The 18802-nt window shown below is 61.7% G+C and carries 16 protein-coding genes; 13 read left to right on the top strand and 3 right to left on the bottom strand.

The genetic code is table 11. From position 1 onward, the window contains the following. Positions 1–184: 184 nt before the first annotated feature. The 7 genes from ACIPW4_RS10680 to ACIPW4_RS10650 all read left to right on the top strand — a co-directional run bounded on the left by ACIPW4_RS10680 (position 185) and on the right by ACIPW4_RS10650 (position 7319). Positions 185–1339, top strand: a complete 1155-nt coding sequence (locus tag ACIPW4_RS10680; protein ID WP_400657453.1) for a hypothetical protein — start codon at positions 185–187, stop codon at positions 1337–1339. A gap of 74 nt (positions 1340–1413) precedes the next feature. Further along, on the top strand, positions 1414–2529 hold the full coding sequence (locus ACIPW4_RS10675) for a glycosyltransferase 61 family protein (RefSeq protein WP_400657451.1): 1116 nt from the start codon (positions 1414–1416) through the stop codon (positions 2527–2529). Between the two features lie 236 nt (positions 2530–2765). Further along, positions 2766–2942, top strand: coding sequence for an EPS-associated small membrane protein EppA (gene eppA, locus ACIPW4_RS10670; RefSeq protein WP_400657448.1), 177 nt, complete (start codon positions 2766–2768; stop codon positions 2940–2942). Between the two features lie 286 nt (positions 2943–3228). Then, a complete protein-coding gene (locus ACIPW4_RS10665; protein ID WP_400657445.1) occupies positions 3229–3771 on the top strand; it encodes a polysaccharide biosynthesis/export family protein in 543 nt (180 codons plus the stop codon). A gap of 25 nt (positions 3772–3796) precedes the next feature. Next, positions 3797–4915, top strand: a complete 1119-nt coding sequence (locus tag ACIPW4_RS10660; RefSeq protein WP_400657443.1) for a hypothetical protein — start codon at positions 3797–3799, stop codon at positions 4913–4915. Between the two features lie 20 nt (positions 4916–4935). Continuing rightward, positions 4936–6501: a GumC family protein gene (locus tag ACIPW4_RS10655; RefSeq protein WP_400657441.1), complete on the top strand. Its 1566-nt coding sequence runs from the start codon at positions 4936–4938 to the stop codon at positions 6499–6501. Positions 6502–6512: 11 nt separating this feature from the next. Further along, on the top strand, positions 6513–7319 hold the full coding sequence (locus ACIPW4_RS10650) for a CpsD/CapB family tyrosine-protein kinase (RefSeq protein ID WP_400657438.1): 807 nt from the start codon (positions 6513–6515) through the stop codon (positions 7317–7319). Between the two features lie 119 nt (positions 7320–7438). Here ACIPW4_RS10650 and galE read toward each other — a convergent pair whose 3' ends face one another. From galE to ACIPW4_RS10635, 3 genes are all read right to left on the bottom strand, one after another. After that, the gene (gene galE, locus ACIPW4_RS10645) at positions 7439–8443 is read right to left on the bottom strand and encodes a UDP-glucose 4-epimerase GalE (RefSeq protein ID WP_400657436.1); all 1005 of its coding nucleotides are present in this window, start codon (positions 8441–8443) and stop codon (positions 7439–7441) included. 75 nt (positions 8444–8518) lie between these two features. After that, positions 8519–11119, bottom strand: a complete 2601-nt coding sequence (locus tag ACIPW4_RS10640; protein ID WP_400657435.1) for a glycosyl hydrolase family 5 — start codon at positions 11117–11119, stop codon at positions 8519–8521. Between the two features lie 4 nt (positions 11120–11123). Beyond that, positions 11124–12650 carry an O-antigen ligase family protein gene (locus ACIPW4_RS10635; RefSeq protein ID WP_400657433.1) on the bottom strand — a complete coding sequence of 509 codons (1527 nt, stop codon included), beginning with the start codon at positions 12648–12650 and terminating at the stop codon, positions 11124–11126. Positions 12651–13134: 484 nt separating this feature from the next. Between ACIPW4_RS10635 and ACIPW4_RS10630 the strand changes: the two genes are divergently transcribed. The 6 genes from ACIPW4_RS10630 (at position 13135) to ACIPW4_RS10605 (ending at position 18783) form a co-directional block, all read left to right on the top strand. Continuing rightward, positions 13135–14601, top strand: coding sequence for an FAD-dependent oxidoreductase (locus tag ACIPW4_RS10630; RefSeq protein ID WP_400657432.1), 1467 nt, complete (start codon positions 13135–13137; stop codon positions 14599–14601). Between the two features lie 121 nt (positions 14602–14722). Further along, positions 14723–15340 carry an acyltransferase gene (locus ACIPW4_RS10625; RefSeq protein ID WP_400657430.1) on the top strand — a complete coding sequence of 206 codons (618 nt, stop codon included), beginning with the start codon at positions 14723–14725 and terminating at the stop codon, positions 15338–15340. Next, positions 15333–16289, top strand: a complete 957-nt coding sequence (locus tag ACIPW4_RS10620; RefSeq protein ID WP_400657428.1) for a glycosyltransferase family 2 protein — start codon at positions 15333–15335, stop codon at positions 16287–16289. The genes ACIPW4_RS10625 and ACIPW4_RS10620 overlap by 8 nt, the downstream gene beginning before the upstream one ends. Before the next feature lie 8 nt (positions 16290–16297). Then, positions 16298–16822, top strand: coding sequence for a serine O-acetyltransferase (locus ACIPW4_RS10615; protein WP_400657426.1), 525 nt, complete (start codon positions 16298–16300; stop codon positions 16820–16822). 28 nt (positions 16823–16850) lie between these two features. After that, complete coding sequence (locus tag ACIPW4_RS10610; RefSeq protein ID WP_400657424.1) at positions 16851–17828, top strand: glycosyltransferase; 978 nt, start codon at positions 16851–16853, stop codon at positions 17826–17828. A 7-nt stretch (positions 17829–17835) separates the two neighbouring features. Next, positions 17836–18783: a DUF535 family protein gene (locus ACIPW4_RS10605; RefSeq protein WP_400657422.1), complete on the top strand. Its 948-nt coding sequence runs from the start codon at positions 17836–17838 to the stop codon at positions 18781–18783. The last annotated feature ends 19 nt before the right edge of the window (positions 18784–18802 follow it).

The raw sequence follows: 18802 nt of genomic DNA, 5'->3' as shown, positions 1-18802 counted from the left end.
CGCTGCAATACTGTCAAAATGCTGCTTGCCAAGGCGCGTACCTGCATCTTAAATTGTTACTGAATGTGAAAGCAGCGTTCGAAGTTGATCGTTTGTAAATCAACGCGTTATGCCGGCTTTCAAGCTCCACTTAATTGTTTTCCGATCAGCCCCATTGACAATATCAAAGGACGTCGAAGAAGACATGAAAGAGAACTTGGCGGCTGTCGCGCGAAAAATGATCTCGCCCTCCATGCGCTACGAGATCCGGACCGTTTCAAGCAAGTTACGCGAGGTGCTGGCCCGTACCTGCTTGTGGCGCTGGGAGGTTTCACGTTTCCGGCTGCAGCAGGCAAGCCCCTACGAAATCCTCTACATCGGCAGGAAGCAGCAGCGCGAAATGGCCAAGCTGCTGATTGGCGGCAAGGGGCAGCAGCAGGCGGCTGAAGATGCCGGTCTGGCTGCACCGGCGGCGAACCGGCATGTGGTGGTGGTGAGCGAGATGCCCACCACCGGTTCGTTGACGGTACCCCATTACCTCAGCGCCGTTGTGCCCCTGGGCCGTTCGCTCGACGACATCACTGCCCGCTACGACAGTGAACTGCGCCGCAGCATCCGCAAGAACCGCCCGCTCTACCAGATGCGCCAGACGCTGGACGACGGCGAGATCGCCATGGCCGACCGCCAGCTGCTGCGGCCCTATGCCAGCGCCAGGCAGGGTATCCATGCGGCGCAGTTTCCAACCGATGAGGTGTTTCGTCTGGCCAAGGGGGTAGGGCGTCTCGACCTGATTACCTGCGGCGACGAGGTGATCGGCTGCCACTTGGGCTGCGAGATCACGCGCGATGGCAAACGCTACTGGAGCACCCTGCGTTTCGGCTACTGCGAAGCGGTGTTCTCGGACCCGAAAAAGCTGCGCGAGGTCAACTCGATCACCACCTTCATGGCGCTGGAGTGGGCCTTGGCAAACGGTTATGACTATTACGATATCGGCCTGTGCCTGGCCCGGCCGGACGACGGCCTGCTGAAGTGGAAGCGCCGACGCGGGGGTGATATCGACGCCTTGGGCAACCATGCCTACCTGTTCATCCGCTTGCCCCGCACCGGGACGGCGCAGTTTCTCTGGGACACGCCGTTGTTCGCCATCGAGGGCGATAAATTGACGCTGCACCTGGGCCTGCCGGAAGGGCCAAGTGACGATGAGGTCGCCAGCCGTTACCACGAGATGGTGTTCGGTGGCCTGCACAAGATCTACCTCTACGGCGCCGGCAGCAGTGGCGAGTCATTCCTGCAAAACCTGCGCAGCCGTTATGCCACTGTGCAGTCCCCGCCCATGATGGAAAGGGTCGTGTCCAGTTGAACCGCCTTCGTGGCATGCCTGGAGTGCGTGCCTTGCATCAGGCCATAGACCTAGTACATCGGGAGGGGCGATTCATGGGGATTGGCATTTCCAACTTCAGTGGCTCTTCGGCTGCCAGCCAGAACACCTGGACCCTGGCAGCCTATTGGCACATCGCCAGGAAGCGGCTGGGGCGCAGGGCAGACATCGATATCAGGCGCGTTGCCGAGAAATCCTGGGACATCGCCCCTGGAGAAACGACGGTGTCGCCGCCGGCAATCTACCTGCCCAATCAGTTGGAGCGGGTGACTGGCTGGGAGGCCAAGCGTTTCTACCCCTATGTGCATCCGGCCCGGACCATGGAAGGCGGGATCAGCGTCGAGCAAGGCCCCACCCGTGGCTATCTGCTCAAGGATGTCTGGTTGATCGATGGCGCGTTGTACAAAGGCAATGCCAGCCATTGGTTGTCGTTGAAGCCGGGGCGCTTCCCCGGCATCGCCGTGGACCATGAAATCCAGCGTGGGGCCATCTATTGCACCCAGAACGGCAATACCTGGTTCGGCACCTGGTTGATGGAAGACTGCCCGACCTACGCCCTGGCCTGCGAAGAAGGCGTGCCGGTGACCACTGCGCCGTCGGCCCGTTACCCGCAGTTCAGCCAGGGGCCAGCCTATGAACGCTGGCTCGGCATGCAGCCAGTGCGCTCGCGTGGCGCGTTCTTCCGTGAACTTGTGCTGTTCGACGACCTCAGCAACAACCGCAGCAGGCATGCCCGCTACCGCGCCATGGGTGACAAGTTGCTGTCGCACGTCGACCCGTCGCCACACCCGGGGGTGTTCATCCTGCGTGGCTGCGATGGCGATTTGCGCCTGATGCGCAATGAACTGGAAGTCGCCTCGCACCTGCAGAAATATCGTGGGTTTCGCATCATCGATCCACTGAAAACCGATGTGCCAGGCATCGTCGCCGCGTGTGCGGGGGCGAGAACGGTGATTGGTGTGGAGGGCAGCCAGCTGGTGCATGGCGTCAATGTCTTGCAGCCAGGCGGTTCGGTACTGGCGCTGCAGCCGCCGAACCGGTTTGTGAGCTACTACAAATACCTGACGGATCGCGACCATCAGCACTTCGCTTTCGTTGTCGGGACGCCCCAGGGCGAAGGCTTCACCGTGGATATCGATGAAGTGGAGCGGACGCTGGACCTGTTGCCGTGATGAGCCTTCACTACTGCGCAATCGGCGTCCAGGATGCATGCAAACATGCAGCCTGGGCGGGCAATTTTCCCAGCAAATTCATGCTGACGTCATTTTGACGAGCCCAGCCAGGGTCCATTGAGATTTATTATGGTGTCGGATCATTGACGTAATGTCATTGTGCCCATAAGCTCAAGTCAACAGCGATACAACCTTGCGCCAAACCAATAACAACTTTCCTCTTGCAGGGGGCGAACATGCGCTCGACTCTGTTCATCAAGTCGTTCTTCTTATTGGTGTTATTGACAGGTGCGGCGCGAGCGGCCGACTCTTACCTGACCGAAAACAATATCGTTCCTCTGGCCACGGCGGGCTGGTTGTTCGCTTCTGCAGTGATTGGTTTCATCGCAGTGGCCGGCAGAAAAAAGATCTGAACAGTTTCAGTTTTATAACGATGCCAATGCCTTGACGCTAACGCATCGGTATTTATGTTTTTCGGGGTGGGCCTTGCTTGTCAATTTTACAGCTGTTGCTATATTCCAGTAGCCAGCGCGCTCGGCGCTAACAGCGGTTCAACGGCAGGCAGGGCGGCATTGCGGTAAAGGGCCTCCAGGATGGGTGAGGCCATCGCGGCCAACAGGCTGCGAAGCGGAGCGAGAGGTTCGTCGTTGTACTCATTCAGTGCTCTTAACCTGGGCCGACTGGCCGGAGGGATCCCTCATGGTACGTTTGCTGATGTCCGTTATCTGCGCCTTGGTGGCCTGGTCTGGCACCGTCGTTGCCGATTCTTCTTCTACCTACCTGTTAAGCCCCGGTGACAGACTCATGATCTCGGTCTGGCAGGAAGACACCCTGCGTCAAGATACCGTGGTCCTTCCAGATGGCAGTATCACGTTCCCGCTGGCGGGTCGTGTTGATGTTGCTGGCATCGAAGCTACTGCCGCGGCGAAAAAAATCGAAACTGCACTGAAACCCTACCTGGCACAGCCCAACGTCAGCGTGGTCGTGACCAGCACAGCGGGCAACCTCGTGTATGTTCAAGGCAAGGTGATCAAGCCAGGCCCGGTGCCGATGGCAGGCCCTACGGCGGTGCTTCAGGCCCTGAGCATGTCGGGTGGAATGGACAAATTCGCCGACGAAAGTGCCATCAAGGTCATTCGCGGCCAAAAGGTCATGCCGGTGCGTTACAAGGATCTGGTTTCTGGGCGTGACATGTCCACCAACTTCCAACTTCAGGCTGGCGATACGCTGGTCGTACCTTGACTCTCCTAATAATTAAGAACGACTTGTGCCTATCAATAAAACGACGCGTGTTGTAACGGCAATCATGATGCTGCCGTTCTCCGGGGTGGTTGCTGCCGCCAATTGGCAGTCTTCAGTCGAAGTGCCAACGACTGTCGAGTACGACAGCAACCCATTGCTCCTGACGTCCAAGGAGAAAGGTGTGACGCGTACCATCATTGCACCTGATTACACCCTGGTAGGTCAGTTCGATCGCGATCAGTTGCGCATGGGCGTGGGCATGCAGGTGCTGCGCTCTTCCGACCGTTCGGTGATGGATGACCGTGAAGACCCTAACCTCAGCCTGGGCTGGCAGCGCGAAACGCAAAGCGGCGGCTTCGGCCTGCTGGCGCAATATGATGAAAGCTCGACGCTTTCCGGCGCAGTGCAGGATACCGGCGTGGTCACCACCACCGACGGCACGCAGAAGATGTCGAGGCTTTCGGGCAACTGGACCAGCGCGGTGACCGAGCGCAGCACACTGGCCAACGAACTTCGCTACTCACATGCCACTTATGACGTCAGTACGCTGACCGGTTACGACGAGTACGCCAACGACTTCACCTGGACGTACGCCTGGAGCGAGCGCACCGACATCATCACCGGTTTTGAAGCCCGGCGTTACGAGCCGGATGACAGTACTGCTGCAGTCGCCACCAACAGCTACGTCCCGAGTATCGGGCTGAAGTATCAGTTTTCCGACAGCCTGGTGGGCGCCATGCACATGGGCGTCAACCAGACCGACGGCAACGGCACGCATCGCCGAGGCGAAGGGGGCGCTTCGCTGACCTACCGCGGCGTGCGTCACGAAGCCGTCGTCAGCGCCGATCGCACCACGATGTCCAACGCCGAGGGCGGTGCTGCCGAGGTGGACATGGTGCGCGGCAGCTGGAGCTACCTGCTTACCGAAACCACCCGGGTCGGCGCCGATGCCTATTGGCAGGACAGCAAAGGGCAGAACCCCAACACCCTGCAGACCTACAGCGTCTGGGCCAGCCGGGCGTTTTCGCCGGCCTGGGACCTGCGCTTTTCGTTGCTGTACAAGGAGCGACAACAGGATGGCTTGCCCGATGCCGACGCCACCATCGCTGGTTTGACGCTGACGTACAGATACCCCGACATCTGAATTTCGGATTGGTGGCCACTATGAAATCTGAGTACGAGCTTTCCATCAAGGATTACATCGCCATCATCAAGGACCGCGCCTTGCTGCTGGGGATCGTCATAGTGGTCGTGGTAGCGGCGACCGTCGGGGTGGCGATCAGCGTGCCGCCGATCTATCAGTCGACCGGGACCATCCTGGTGGAATCGCAGCAGATTTCTCCGGACCTGGTCTCGGCCGGCAACAACAGCTTTGCCGATGAGCGTATCGAGGTCATCCGCCAGCGGGTGATGACCCGCGAGAACCTGTTGCGGATCATCAACAAGTACGGCCTGTTCGCCGACCGCGGCAGCCGCTTCAGCGAAACCGACAAGATCGAGCAGATGCGTGGGTCGATCGTGGTCGCCACGCTCAGTACTTACGTCAAGGGGCGTGGCGAAGCCACCGTGGCATTCACCGTTTCGTACGAAGACAAGCGCGCGGATGTGGCCAAGGAAGTGGCCGACGAGCTGGTATCGCTGTTTCTCAACGAGAACATGAAGCAGCGCACCGAGCGTGCTACCGAAACCACCGAATTTCTTTCCCAGGAGGCCGACAAGCTCGGCGCCGAGCTGGCCGACCTGGAAAACAAGCTGGCGGACTTCAAGCAGGCGCATGCCAATGCCTTGCCTGAAAACCAGCAGCTGCGCATGAGCATGTTGTCGCGCTCGGAACTGGAGTTCCGTGAAGTGGACCGTGACTACAAGGCGGCGCAGGAGGAACTGCGTTATCTGGAGCTGGAACTGGCGGCGGCCAACTCGGGCGTGCCTACCCAGGCGGCCAATGGCAGGGCCGTTGCCCCAGACCCTCAGGACCTGCCTGGGTTAAGGGCCGAGTACGCCCGGCTGCTGACCAAGTACACCGAGGCGCACCCGGACGTGGTGGCGATCAAGCGCAAGATCGACGTGCTCAAGGCATCCGGTAACCGGGGCATTGCCGCAGCGGCCGGCAGCAACCTCGATGCCGCGCGGGTGCGTACCAAAATGGCCGCTGCGCAGTCGCGCATCGCTTCGCTGGCTGAGCAGAAGCGCCAGTTGACGACGAAGATGGAGGGCTACGAGGCCGACATCCTCGAGGCACCTCAAGTCGAACGCGGCCTGGTGACGCTGCTGCGTGACCACGACAACGCACGCAAGAAGTACGAAGAAATCCGCAACAAGCAGATGGGCGCCAAGATTACCGAGAGCCTCGAGCAGGAAAACAAGGCTGAGCGCTTCGTGCTGCTGGAGCCGCCGCTGCTGCCGGAAAAACCGGTCAAGCCCAACCGCAAGAAGATCGTTGCCCTGGGGCTGGTGCTGGCACCGGCAGCCGGCGGAGCCCTGGTGATGCTGCTGGAAATGCTCAACCAGCGTGTGCGCAGTGTCGGCGCGCTGGAAAGCGTACTGGGCAAGCGTGTGTTGGTGGCGGTGCCTTACATAGCCACCAAGGCGGACAACGCCAGGCGCAGGAAGCTGAAACTGATGCTGGTGGCTGCCTGCCTGCTGCTGGTTGCTATCCTGTTGGTGGTCGTCCACATGTTCTACATGCCTTTGGACCTCCTGCTTTTCAAAGCTATGGCTCGGTTTGAATAGGGAGCGCAGCGATGGACAGAAGTACGCCGGCTATTGGTAAGAATATTCACCAGGTTTCACCTGCCACCTCCGAGACACCTCAGGTGCCGTCGGTCAGGGAGAAACCCGGTGAGCTCGGCCAGTTCGATTACGTGCAGACCAAGGTGGTGCCGCTGAACGCGGAGCACCTTGAGCGTAACCGGATCATTTCCTTCAACAAGAACTCGAACATGAGCGGGGCCATCGACCTGCTGCGCACCCAGGTGCTGCAGGCCATGGAGGAGAACGGCTGGCGCACGCTGGCCATCACGTCGCCCACGCCCGAGGCGGGCAAGACCGTGCTGGCCGTCAACTTGGCCATGAGCATCGCGCACCACACCACCAAGACCGCCTTGCTGGTCGATTTCGACCTGCGTCGCCCACGGGTTGGCAGTGCCTTGGGGTTGCCGATGGAAAAGGCGCTCAACGACGTGCTCAGCGGCAAGGCATGGCTGGAAGAAGCGCTGGTGAACCCGACGCTGCCGCGCTTCGTGGTGTTGCCGACCCGCGAGCCGGTGCCGATGTCGACCGAAGTGCTGTCGTCGCCCAAGGTCGACAGCCTGATCGCCGAGTTGCGTGACCGCTATGATTCGAGGATCTGCATCTTCGACTTGCCGCCGCTGTTGAGCTCCGATGATGCTATGACCATCCTGCCGAAGATCGATTGCGTGTTGCTGGTGGTGGCCAACGGCATGAACAGCAAGAAGGATATCGATGACTGCCTGTATCACCTGGCCACGGCTAACCTGGTGGGCGCGGTGTTGAACAAGGCGGATGAGCAGCCGCGGGCGTATTACTAGAGCGCTCGTGCCTCTGGCGATGCGCCGCGCGGGCGGCGCTCGATCTCACCGGCGCCGAAAGGGCGAAGGCGGGCCCCTTTCAGCCCCGACGCCCTTGACTGACTGGCGGGAGCACGGTACTACGACCCGGTGCCGGATCGGTTCACGGGGATCGATCCGGTTGATCCCCACGGATATTTCAACTCCCACTCCCACGCATGACGCACGATCTCATCCAATGAAGTGAACACGGGCTGCCAACCCAGCACCGACCTGGCCTTCTCGGCATCCGCCACCAGCCTGGGCGGGTCGCCAGCGCGGCGGGGCGCTTCGATGACGGTAATCTGTTTCCCCGTCACCGTGCGCGCCGTCTCTATCACGTCCTGCACCGAAAACCCCAACCCGTTGCCCAGGTTGAACGCCGCCGTGGCACCGTCGGCCAGCAGGTACTCCACCGCCAGCGCGTGCGCCGAAGCCAGGTCGGCCACATGGATATAGTCACGAATACAACTGCCATCAGGGGTGTCGTAATCATGGCCGAACACGGTCACGGCCTCGCGACGCCCGGAGGCCGCCTGCAGGATCAGTGGAATCAGATGGGTTTCCGGCTCATGACACTCACCCAACTCGCCATCTGGATCAGCGCCAGCCGCATTGAAGTAACGCAAGCTCACTGAACGCAACCCATAAGCCCGGTCGAAGTCTTCGAGCATCTGTTCCACCATCCATTTGGTGCGCCCGTAGGGGTTGATCGGCACCTTGGGATGTTGCTCGTCGATGGGAACATACTGAGGGTCGCCATACACGGCGGCACTTGAAGAGAAGATCAGCCGTTTGATGCCGGCCCGTACCATGGCTTCGAGCAGGCTGAGGGTTGCACAGACGTTGTTCTGGTAATACTTGTCGGGGTCGGCCACCGACTCGCCGACCTGGATGAACGAGGCGAAATGGAAGACGGCATCGAAATGACAGTCGCTGAACAGGGCATCCAGCGCGTGGCCGTCCGCGATGTCCAGGCAGTCCCACTCGATGCCGGGCGCCGGCGCCTCAAGGTCTGCCACCACCACCTCATGGCCGGCACGCAGCAGGTGCTTGACCATGTGTGAACCGATATAACCTGCACCACCGACAACCAAGTACTTCATCCAATCCTCCTGGAACAGACGCAGCGTCGAATGCCTGGAATACAGGGCTTCACTGACTGTAGATGGCGATATGCCCTATTTCAAGAACAGCCAGTTAGCCATGTGCTGGCCATCGAAAGTGATCAGGTAACGGCCGTCCTTGTAGCTCGCGGGCAGGGCCTTTTCCTGGCCATCGGTGCTGCGGCTGTACAGTTTCAGGCCCGCCGGCGCCTTGATGCTCAGGCTGCCTTCCAGGGGTTCGACATGGAAGGGCGTCACGTCGTCGGGCCTGGGGATGGCGCGGCTGCCCAGCGAGATGAGCAGGCTGCGCGACTGGGCGAGCGGTTTGCTGTCCAGGCTCTGCACCACGACACTGGCATAGCCGGTTTTCAGCTGCACCTGAATGTCACCCACGCTCAGCGACTGCCCGCCCAGCCAGCCAGATGCTGCCTGCGTCATGGGCGTATCGATGGTGTAGAGGCCCTGCTGCCAGTTGTGTCGCAGCTCGCCGGTGTCGGTCACCGCTTCGCTGGCATCGCTCGCGATCAGCGACTGCCCAGGGTCTTTCAGCACCTGGGCATCGGCGGGTATCGCGCTGGCCTGAAGCCACGGCAACTCTGGGGTCTGCGGCATGGCGATCTGCAGGCGGCCTTTCTCCATGGCGGTGCGCAGCATCACCGAGTTGGCCGGTGAGATGTCCTGGTTGAACAGGGTCGACGCCGTGGGTGCGAAGACGTAGCGGGTGGTGGCGAGGTGCACGTCCTGGCGCCGATAGAGCAGGGCGGCCGCTGGGAGGGTGGCGATCAGCCCCGGGTCGTTGTAGGCATTCCAGTTGTCGGCCCGGCGCCAGGGTTCGAAGAACGCTTGCTGGCTGTAGGCGTATTGCATGATCGCGTCCCAGCCCTGGTGGCTGCCAGTGCCGGCCACGTAAAGCGGCAGCGAGTGGCGATCGGGCAGGGGGAAGGGCTCGGCGTTCCATTCGGTGACGGTCATCGGCTTGCCCAGCACCTGGGCCGCACCCAGCCAGTTGATCATGCCGTCGCTGCTCAGCGGGTTCTTCTCCAGCTGGCCAAGCCCACCGTAGCTGTGGGCGTCGACCACATCGCCAGCGGTCAGCGCCGGCAGCGAGGACAGGCCATTGAGGCCCCAGGTGCTGGTGGTGGCGATCGGCACCTTGACCCCGAGTGTGCGCAGGTAGCCGATCATGTCGGCGTAGAAGCGCTGCTCCAGGTCGTTGAGAAACAGCTTCGAAGGGCCGTGTTCCCAGGCGCGCCAGGTCTTGTCCGCCGGCAAGTCGTGGCGCTGGGCGAAGGCTTTGGCCTGGTCCATGTAGAGCCGGCTGTGCTTGGGTACATTCTTGTCTGGCAGCAGCGCATTGCCGAAGTGATGGGTGACGTCGTTCTCGTTGGTAATCAGCACGGCAGCGATCGCCGGGTCGTCCTTGTAGGCGAGCCCGGTGTAGCTGTTAACGTGGGTCAGGTATTGCTCGGCAAAGCGCTTCATCGCCTGCTGCATGGTGACGTTGACGAACAGGTAGCCTTTCAGGTTGGCGACACCGTGGTCCTTGGGCAGCTCGTCGAACCCGTATATGTTGTCGGCGGCGGTGAGCGGACGCGATACATGCAGGTCGAGCCATACGTAGATACCCTCGTCCTTGAGGCTCTTGATCCACAGGTCGAGTTTCTTCAGCGATTCGGCGCTGAGCTGCTGGGTGTCCTTGATCTGCTGCAGGTCACCGAAGATGTTCGGCGTCACCCAGGGGGAATCGTGGTGGTGCAGGCGCACGAGGTTGAAGCCCAGGGCCGACAGGCGCCTGGCCTGTTGCCTGATTTCTTCGTCGGGGGTGCGGAACAGTGAATAAGCCGACAGGTTGGTGCCCCAGAAGCGCGCCGGGGTGCCGTCGGCGAACACCAGCTGTTCGCCCTCGGCCTTGACGAAGCCGCGCTTGCCGGCCGGTTTTTCCGGCGCGTTGAGGAACGACAGGTCTACCGGTGAGGTGCGCCAGTCGAGCTGGTCATCCGGCCATGTGCCGGGGTCGGTCATCCCGAAGCGTTCAGTGGCGGTCTGGCCGATGCTGATATCCCCGCTCACGCTCAGCTGCGCCTTGATCCGCTGTTGCCCGGCCTTGATCGGGTCGGTGTAGAAGAAGGTGCGTACCTGATCGGTGTTGCCACGTTCGAAATAGACCTTGGCCAACGGGGGATCGAAGCGCATTTCCACGTGCGGGCCCTTGGGTTTGTTGCCCCACGACCAGCCGCGATTGTCAGGCAGCAGCACTGGGTCGCCCATTTCCCCGGCAATCAGCGCAGGATCGAAGCGCCAGACGATACCGCCTCCCATCACGTCGCTCTGCCTGCTGTGCGCCTGCAGGTCGAAGTCCCAGGTAAGGGTTTGCGCCTGGGGCTTCTGGATGTCTGCCTTCAGGTCGAAGTCCAGCTCCTTGTTGCTGCCGGTCAAGGTGTAGCGGTAGGGCCCATCGACCTTGAGCGTCGGGTAGAACCCGGTCCAGCCCCAGTCCTCGCCCCAGAAGTCGAAGCTCGATACGAAGGCCGGGCCGCCGCCGCGGGTGAGCGTGGGCAGGCCGTTCTGTTCGTCGACACGCACGGTCCATTCGGATGCCCAGCTGCCCATGGGCAATGCCAGCAAACCGACCAGTAACGATGTGCGGGTCCATGTACACAGGGCGAAACTGGGCATCGAACTACCTCGGTTGAAGGTTGATGGAGGTCACCTGGCGGGTATCTGCCGCGGTCTGGCGGTGCATCATCTGGATATAGGCCACGCTGAGCCCGGCAATCGACCAGTACACGATCGGGATGACCGTGATGCTGCTGACGGTGAAAATGGTCACCAGGATTCCCAGCAAGGTCGCCAGCAACACCCGCCCCAGCAGGCGGTACGGGTCTGCGTTGTCACTGATGCCGCGCATCGCCTTGCGGATCCCCAGCAGGATGCAGGTGAAAAAGCCCAGGAACAGCCCCAGCCCCACCAGGCCAATGCGCAGGGCCAGGCCGACGTACGTGTTGACGATGTCGATGATGCCTTCGCCCTGGATCATCGATTGCATTTCCGGGGTGCTGCGGTAATCGAAGGAGCCGAACAGCGGGTTGCGCTGGATGACGATCCACGAGTTGTCCAGCAGGCGTTCGCGGTAGGTGATGTTCTCCGTGTCCACCTTGCCGATGAAGGGCAGCAGGTCGAGCACCTTGTCGCCACCGGGCATGACGCTCAGCAACGGTAGGCTCAGCACGCCGGCCAGGGCCAGCAACGACAGACGCGGCACGGCATGCCTGCCCAGCGCGATGAACACCACCACGATCACGCCGGCGCCTATCCAGGGGCCGCGAGAGAGCGGGGCGAACAGCCCGGCGGCCAGCAGCAGGGCGCCCAGATAACGGTGCAGCGGTTTTTGCACGAAATGCTGCACGAACAGGAACAGGCCGATGGCCACGGCCATCACGTAACCGAGCACGATGGCCTGCCCGGTGGTGACACTGGCCCGCAGCGAGCCGCCACGGCTCAGGTAGGCCTTCATGTCCCATTGCAGGCCCAGGGCATCGATCAGCGCGTTGTACAGAAGCCAGTGACGCACGTATTCGGCCACCCCGAGCAGCGCCAGCAGGAAGGCGGCAAGCACGAATGCAAGCAGGGCGTCCTTGAAGTCGCTGAGCTCACGCAAGCCACGGCTGGCCACGTAATAGGGCAGGAACACATCGATGTACAGGCTCAGCACCTGGCGCAGCGTATCGGTAACGGTGGTTTCGCGCAGCGCCAGCGCGCTGGTCAGCACCAGGCTGGCCAGCAGCAGCTTGTCGGGCAACAGGCGGCCGAAGCGAATGCTTTCGTTCTGCTTGCGCAGCACCAGGGCCGCAGGCAGCAGCACGCACAGGGTCAGGACGCGCTGGTGGTTGATGTCGAACAGGTAGTTGATCACGCCAAACCCGGGAATCTCGGTCATGGCGGGCGGGATCAGGAACAACAGCATGAAAAACAGCGCCAGCGGGTTGTGCTCGCGGCGCCTGGCGACCAGCAGGATGACCGTGGCGGCGCCGGCATACAGCCAGAAGCTGTGGGCAAAGAACGCCACCAGGGTCAGGATGAACCACAGGTTGCGACGTCGCTTGAATGCCGTCAGGGGGATCAGGTCCGTTGCCGGACGCCGGGCCATGAAGAAAACCACACTGGCCACAAGCACAATGACGACCAGGGCTCTTAAATGTTCAGGCATGGGTTGTAGGCACCTATCCCTCGGTGGGCTGGAAGAAGGCTAGCATCGTGGCTAAATGAAACTATAGTGACTTCTAGCCATTCGGTCGGAGATTGAAGTCATGCAGTCGATTGAAGTTGTGGCGATGCGAAGCTCCCGGTACAGGCGCGTGGCGCAAGTTGTGCCTATGATTGCGGTAGGGGCACTCTGTGCCGCATTGCCGACGCGCTTTTTCGATTGACCCTGATGGTCGCCCGACGAGGCCCGCAGCAGTGCGCGGGGCATAAGAAAATCAACGCAATGGGGCTTTGATCATGGGGACGCTGCAGTTTTGCACTCCGTTGCTGGGGCGCAGAGGCTTTCTTCGCAATTGTGTCTTGCTGGGTGCCGGGGCGGCGGTGTTCGGTGTCAGCGCCAAGGCGGCGCGCGCACCAGCGCCAGGCGGCGGCTTCGTCATCATCAATGGTTGGGTGTTGCCGGTGGGGCACTTCCAGGATGGGCGCTCATGATCAAGGATTACGACACCGACAAGACCCTGCGTGATACCTACGACTTCTGCATCATCGGCGCAGGCCCTGCCGGGATAACACTGGCCTTGCACCTGGCCGGGGCCGGGTGGAGTGTGGCGCTGCTCGAAGGTGGCGGGCGCGAATACACGCCGCGCTCGCAAGAGCTATACAAGTGCACCTCCACCGGCCTCGAGCTGTATCCCGGGGAAGCCCGGCTGCGCTACCTGGGCGGCACCTCCAATCACTGGATGGGCCGCTGCCGGCCCTTCACCGCTTCGGATTTTGCCGTGCCACCGCCGGTCGACATGCCCGGTTGGCCAATCACCTACGCGGAAATCGAGCGCTACCTGCCGGGTGCGATGGACATCGTCGATCTGCCACAGGGCGCGGAATTTCGTGCGGTGAACACAGGCCTGAACGGTGGTGAATTCGATGCCGACCGTTTCCTGCTCAGCCCGCCAACGCGCTTTGCGCAGAAGTACGCCACGGCGCTGGCCGAAACGCCTGGGCTGGAGGTGTTCATCAACTGCAACTGCGTGGACCTGCAGTTCGATCAGGCTGCGGGCCACCTCAAGGCTGTGCAGGTATCCGACTACGACGGCAAGCGCCAGCCTGTCACTGCGCGCAACTACATCCTCGCCATGGGGGCCATTGAAAACGCCAGGCAACTGCTCAATAGCCAGTCGCTGGCCCAGGCGGGGGTGGTGCGCGAGGACGGGCTGGTCGGCCGCTGCTTCATGGAACACCTGAATATCGAGATGGGCACGTTCATCCTGCGCAACGGTGAAGACAGCGAACCGCGCCAGTACTTCACCACCGATGCCTTCGTCGCCGAGTACCATGCAGGCAAGGGCAACGTACTGGCTTCTGTGCTGGACGATGTGCGCACTTACGGCCGTACGGCCGAGGTGAAGCACTTTCTGGAAAACCTCGCGTGTGACATGGGCGTGGCCAGCAAGATCGAGTTCGTTGCCAAGTTCAGCTGCCCGGGCGATGGCGTGATCACCACGCTGATCGAGCAGTTTCCCAATGTACAGAGCCGTATCTCGTTGCTGGACGAGCAGGATGAGTTGGGTGTGGCCAAGGTGAATGTCAACTGGGTACTGAGCGCCGACGACCGGCATACCATCAAGTGCATCGGCAGCGAGCTGGCCAAGCAGTTCGCCGAAATGGGCCTGGGTTACGTCAAGCTCAGCGATTACGTCTACGACACCAGCCTGCCGCTGAGGTTGTCACCCCACGCCCACCACATGGGCACCACGCGAATGGCGGCTACGGCGAAGGACGGGGTGGTCGACCGCAACTGCAAGGTGTTCGGCACCGAAAACCTCTATGTCGCGGGCAGCAGTGTCTTCGCCACCGGCGGGGCCTCGAACCCGACCATGCCGCTGCTGCAGTTCGCCTTGAGGCTGGCCGACCACCTCAACGAGAAGATGCGCGCGGCAACAGGGACGGCGGCTTGAACCGGTTGTATCGAAGTAGCGATGTGCAAGGGTTGAGTGCAACAGGGTCAGCACCTACAAGAACGAGACCCTGTTCGCCTCAGGGACAGTCCAGGATCGCTTGATTTGCGAGGCTTGCCATATGTTTGGATGGATACGCAGTGCAGTGGCGCATTATGCCAACACCACCGGGCGAGGCGTTACGGCCTACCTGAAACTTTGCAAGCCAACTCCGAGGCAGTGGGGTGAGTTCCAGTACCGATGGGGCAAGTTCTATTCCGTGGGCAACAACTTTCACATGAATGTCGGTTGCAACGTCACCGACCCTGCACTGGTACGCATCGGCAACAACGTCGGCCTGTCCGACTGCACGCTGATCGGTCATGACGGCGTGGTGGCGCTGATCGAGCTCTGCTACGGCGGGAAACTGGATTCGGTCGGCGTCATCGACGTCAAGGACAACAGTTTCATCGGCCACGGTGCGATCGTCATGCCGCGCGTGACCATCGGGCCTGATGCGGTGGTGGCTGCCGGTGCCGTGGTGACCAAGGACGTAGCGCCCGGGACGGTGGTCGGCGGTAACCCGGCCAAGTTCATCTGCACCACTGAAGACCTGATCAAGCGGGTCGAAGAACGTTGCAACGCCTACCCCTGGATAGACCTGATCAAGCAACGCAAAGGCTCCTTCGATCCGTCGCTGGAGTCAACCTTGGCGATGCACAGGCGTCGCTACTTCTTCGGGGACGGCAGCAATGGATAAGAAGCCTGTCGATGTGATGGTGGTCAACTTCAACACCGCGTCGTTGCTGCAGCCGATGTTCGATGCACTGCGCGCCGCCGGCGGAGAAGCCTTGGCCAGTTATCTGGTGGTGGACAATGCCTCGGTCGACGACTCGGTGGAGCGCCTGGGCAAGGTCTGCCCTGAAGCCCTGCTGCTGAGCAACAAGCTCAATGTCGGCTTTGGCCGTGCCAACAATCAGCTGCTGGCACACCTGCAGGGCAAGTATGCGCTGTTGCTCAACACCGACGCTTTCGTGGCGGTGGACAGCCTGCAGAAAACCGTCGACTACATGGAAGCGCACCCGGAGTGCGGCATTCTCGGTGTGCGCCTGGTGGGCCGTGACGGCGATCTGCAACCGAGCTGCCGTTATTTCCCGACACCGTTGAACGTATTCGTCAGCCGCACCGGCCTGGGGCGTTTCTTCCCGGGCCTGAAGATGGTCGACGAGATGGACTGGGACCACGCCTCGGTGCGTGAGTGTGACTGGCTGCCCGGATGCTTTTACCTGGTGCGCCGGGAAGTGCTCGACCAGGTGGGGCTGTTCGACCCGCGCTACTTCCTTTATTACGAGGAGGTGGACCATTGCAAGCGGGTGAAAGCGGCCGGCTGGAAAGTGGTGTACTTCCCCGACACCACCGTGGTGCACATTGGCGGTGAAAGCTCCAAGTCGGTAGCCGAGCTGGAAGCGGCGAGCCGGCAGATATCCGGTTACCAGATCGAGAGCGAACTGCTGTATTTCCGCAAGCACCACGGGACGGCGGGGCTGGCCTTGCACATGCTGCTGGTAAGCCTGGGCGACCTGGTGCTGGCGCTCAAGGCCTTGCTCAAAGGGCGCGGCCTGCCTGCGATCAAGGCATGCTGGCGGCATACCCGCGCGACCTGGTCGCTGTTGTTCAAAACCCAGTTTGCCAGCCAACCCACACGGTAGGTGCAACCATGTTCGACAACATCCGCGCCGACTTGCGCGCTCATGGTGGTGATTGGGGTGCCCAGGGGTTCTGGGTACTGGTGGTGTACCGCTTCGGTCGCTGGCGCTATGGCGTACGGCCGGCCTTGCTGCGCAAAGTGTGCTCCTTTGTCTACAAGGTGCTGTTCAAGTTCGTGCAGATCATCACCGGGGTCGAACTGCCCTGCGAAGTGGTGATTGGCCGCAACTTCGTCATCGACCACTTCGGTGGCATCGTCATCAGTGGCTATGCACGCTTTGGCGATGATTGCCGGATTCGCAACGGCGTGGTGGTGGGCCTGAAGAATGTCGACGAACCCATCGCACCGGTGTTCGGCAACAACGTGGATATCGGCGCGGGGGCCAAGGTGCTGGGCAATATACGCATCGGTAACAACGTGGCGATAGGCTCGAACGCGGTGGTGTTGATCGATGTGCCGGACGACTCCCTGGCTGTGGGGGTGCCCGCGACCATCAAGTCGCGCAAGCACAGCGAAGCGATGCAGTACACCTGACCCAGCCCGAAGCGGACGAGTGAAGCCCATGGTGACCGGTATTGGAGTGGTGGTGATCGGCCGCAATGAAGGGCAGCGCCTGGAGCGCTGCCTGATGTCCCTGGTGGGGCGCGCGGACCAGTTGGTGTACGTGGACTCTGGCTCCTCCGATGGCTCGGTGCAGCTGGCGAAGCGGCTTGGCGTGGAAGTGGTGGCGCTGGACATGACGCAACCCTTTACCGCTGCACGGGCACGTAACGAAGGCTTCGCCTGCCTGCAAGCCATCGTGCCGAGCATCCGCCATGTGCAGTTCGTCGATGGCGACTGTGAGGTCGATGGCGCCTGGCTGGGCAAGGCCCAGGCATTTCTCGACCAGCACCCGGACGTGGCGGTGGTCTGTGGGCGGCGCCGTGAGCGCTTCCCGCAGCGCTCGGTGTACAACCTGCTGTGCGATCTGGAATGGGACACGCCGGTGGGGGAAGCCAAGGCCTGCGGGGGCGATGCGCTGATGCGTGTCGATGCCTTCATGGCGGTGTCCGGTTATCGCCCGGACTTGATCGCCGGTGAAGAGCCAGAACTGTGCGTGCGCTTGCGTGCCGATGGCTGGAAGGTCTGGCGCCTGGCCGAAGAAATGACCCTGCACGATGCCGCCATGACCCGTTTCGGGCAATGGTGGCGGCGCAGCCTGCGGGCGGGCTATGCCTATGCCGAAGGTGCTTACCTGCACGGGCAGACGCCGGAACGCCATTGGCTGCGTGAGTCGCGGCGCGCCTGGCTATGGGGCCTGAACCTGCCGCTGGCGATCCTGGCGGTGAGCCTGTTGTCGGGCGGTTGGGGGCTGTTGTTGTTGCTGGTCTATCCGTTGCAGATCGTACGCCTGGCCCGCCGTGGTGGGCGTTCGACGCGCGAAAACTGGTGGCAGGCGGTGTTTCTGGTGCTGGGCAAGTTCCCTGAGATGCTCGGCCAGGCGAAGTTCCTGCTGAACAGGTATGCGGCCGGCAAGGCGCTGCTGATCGAGTACAAATGACATGTCGATGACGTTCAGATCGTTAGCCAAGAGTGTGCTCACCTTGCAGCCCGGCTATTCGCTGCGCGCGCTCAACAACAAGTTCAAGTTGACCGTGTCGATGGCCCGGGAATGGCCGGGCTTGCAGGCCTTCGCCCAGCGCATGTCGCGGGCACTGGGCAAGGACCGCTTCGAGCGGTTGGGCGTCGACTGCATCGGCGTCGTGCAGTGGCCCTACATCAGCAAGTGCTGGAGTGCGCCACAGCGGCTCGAAGCGGTGGCGTCGCACTATGAGGTGGTGGCGGCGCAGTGTGCCCCGTTGCTGCTGTTGCAGCGTGACGAGCACCGGCAGCTGTGCGACCTGTCGGCCTATTCCAGCGGTTGTAGCCTGGTGCTCGACCGGCCCATCTGGTTCAAGCGTGAGGGGGAGCTGGTGATCAACCTGTTCCAGGGCGAACTGCGCGTGGCCTCGCTCGCGTTCACCCTGTGCCGGGAAAAGGCGGGTCTGTGCCTGTACATCGGTGCAGTGCAGGGCATTCACAAGGGCGTGGACAGCGACACTTCGCTGACCATCTACCGCGACCTGACCAAGGACTTCGAAGGCTTGCGCCCCAGAAGCCTGTTGATCGAGGCGATCAAGTGCGTCGCTAGAACGCTGGGGGCCGAACGCATCTATGCGGTGGGGGATGAGTATCGGCACCATCGCCATCCCTATTTTGGCGCCGACAAGCACCAGGATCTGGCAGCCAACTACGATGTGATCTGGCAGGAAAACGGCGCCGAACCCTCGGACCGGGAGGACTTTTTCAACATCCCGCTGGCACCCGCGCAGCGCGCGGCAGAGGAAGTCGCGGCCAAGAAACGGGCGATGTATCGCAGGCGCCACGCGTTGCTGGATGACGTGTTTGGCCAGATACACACTGCCCTGGCCGGCAGCGCTGTGCAGCAGAGCGCGGCCGGCCTGGCCATTCAGTAAACGGACACAGATTCGGGGC

The organism is Pseudomonas sp. NPDC089996, assembly GCF_044748405.1.
Classification (GTDB): Bacteria; Pseudomonadota; Gammaproteobacteria; order Pseudomonadales; family Pseudomonadaceae; genus Aquipseudomonas.
Note: the sequence above shows the minus strand (reverse complement) of the source record. Positions and strands in the feature narration are given on the sequence as shown.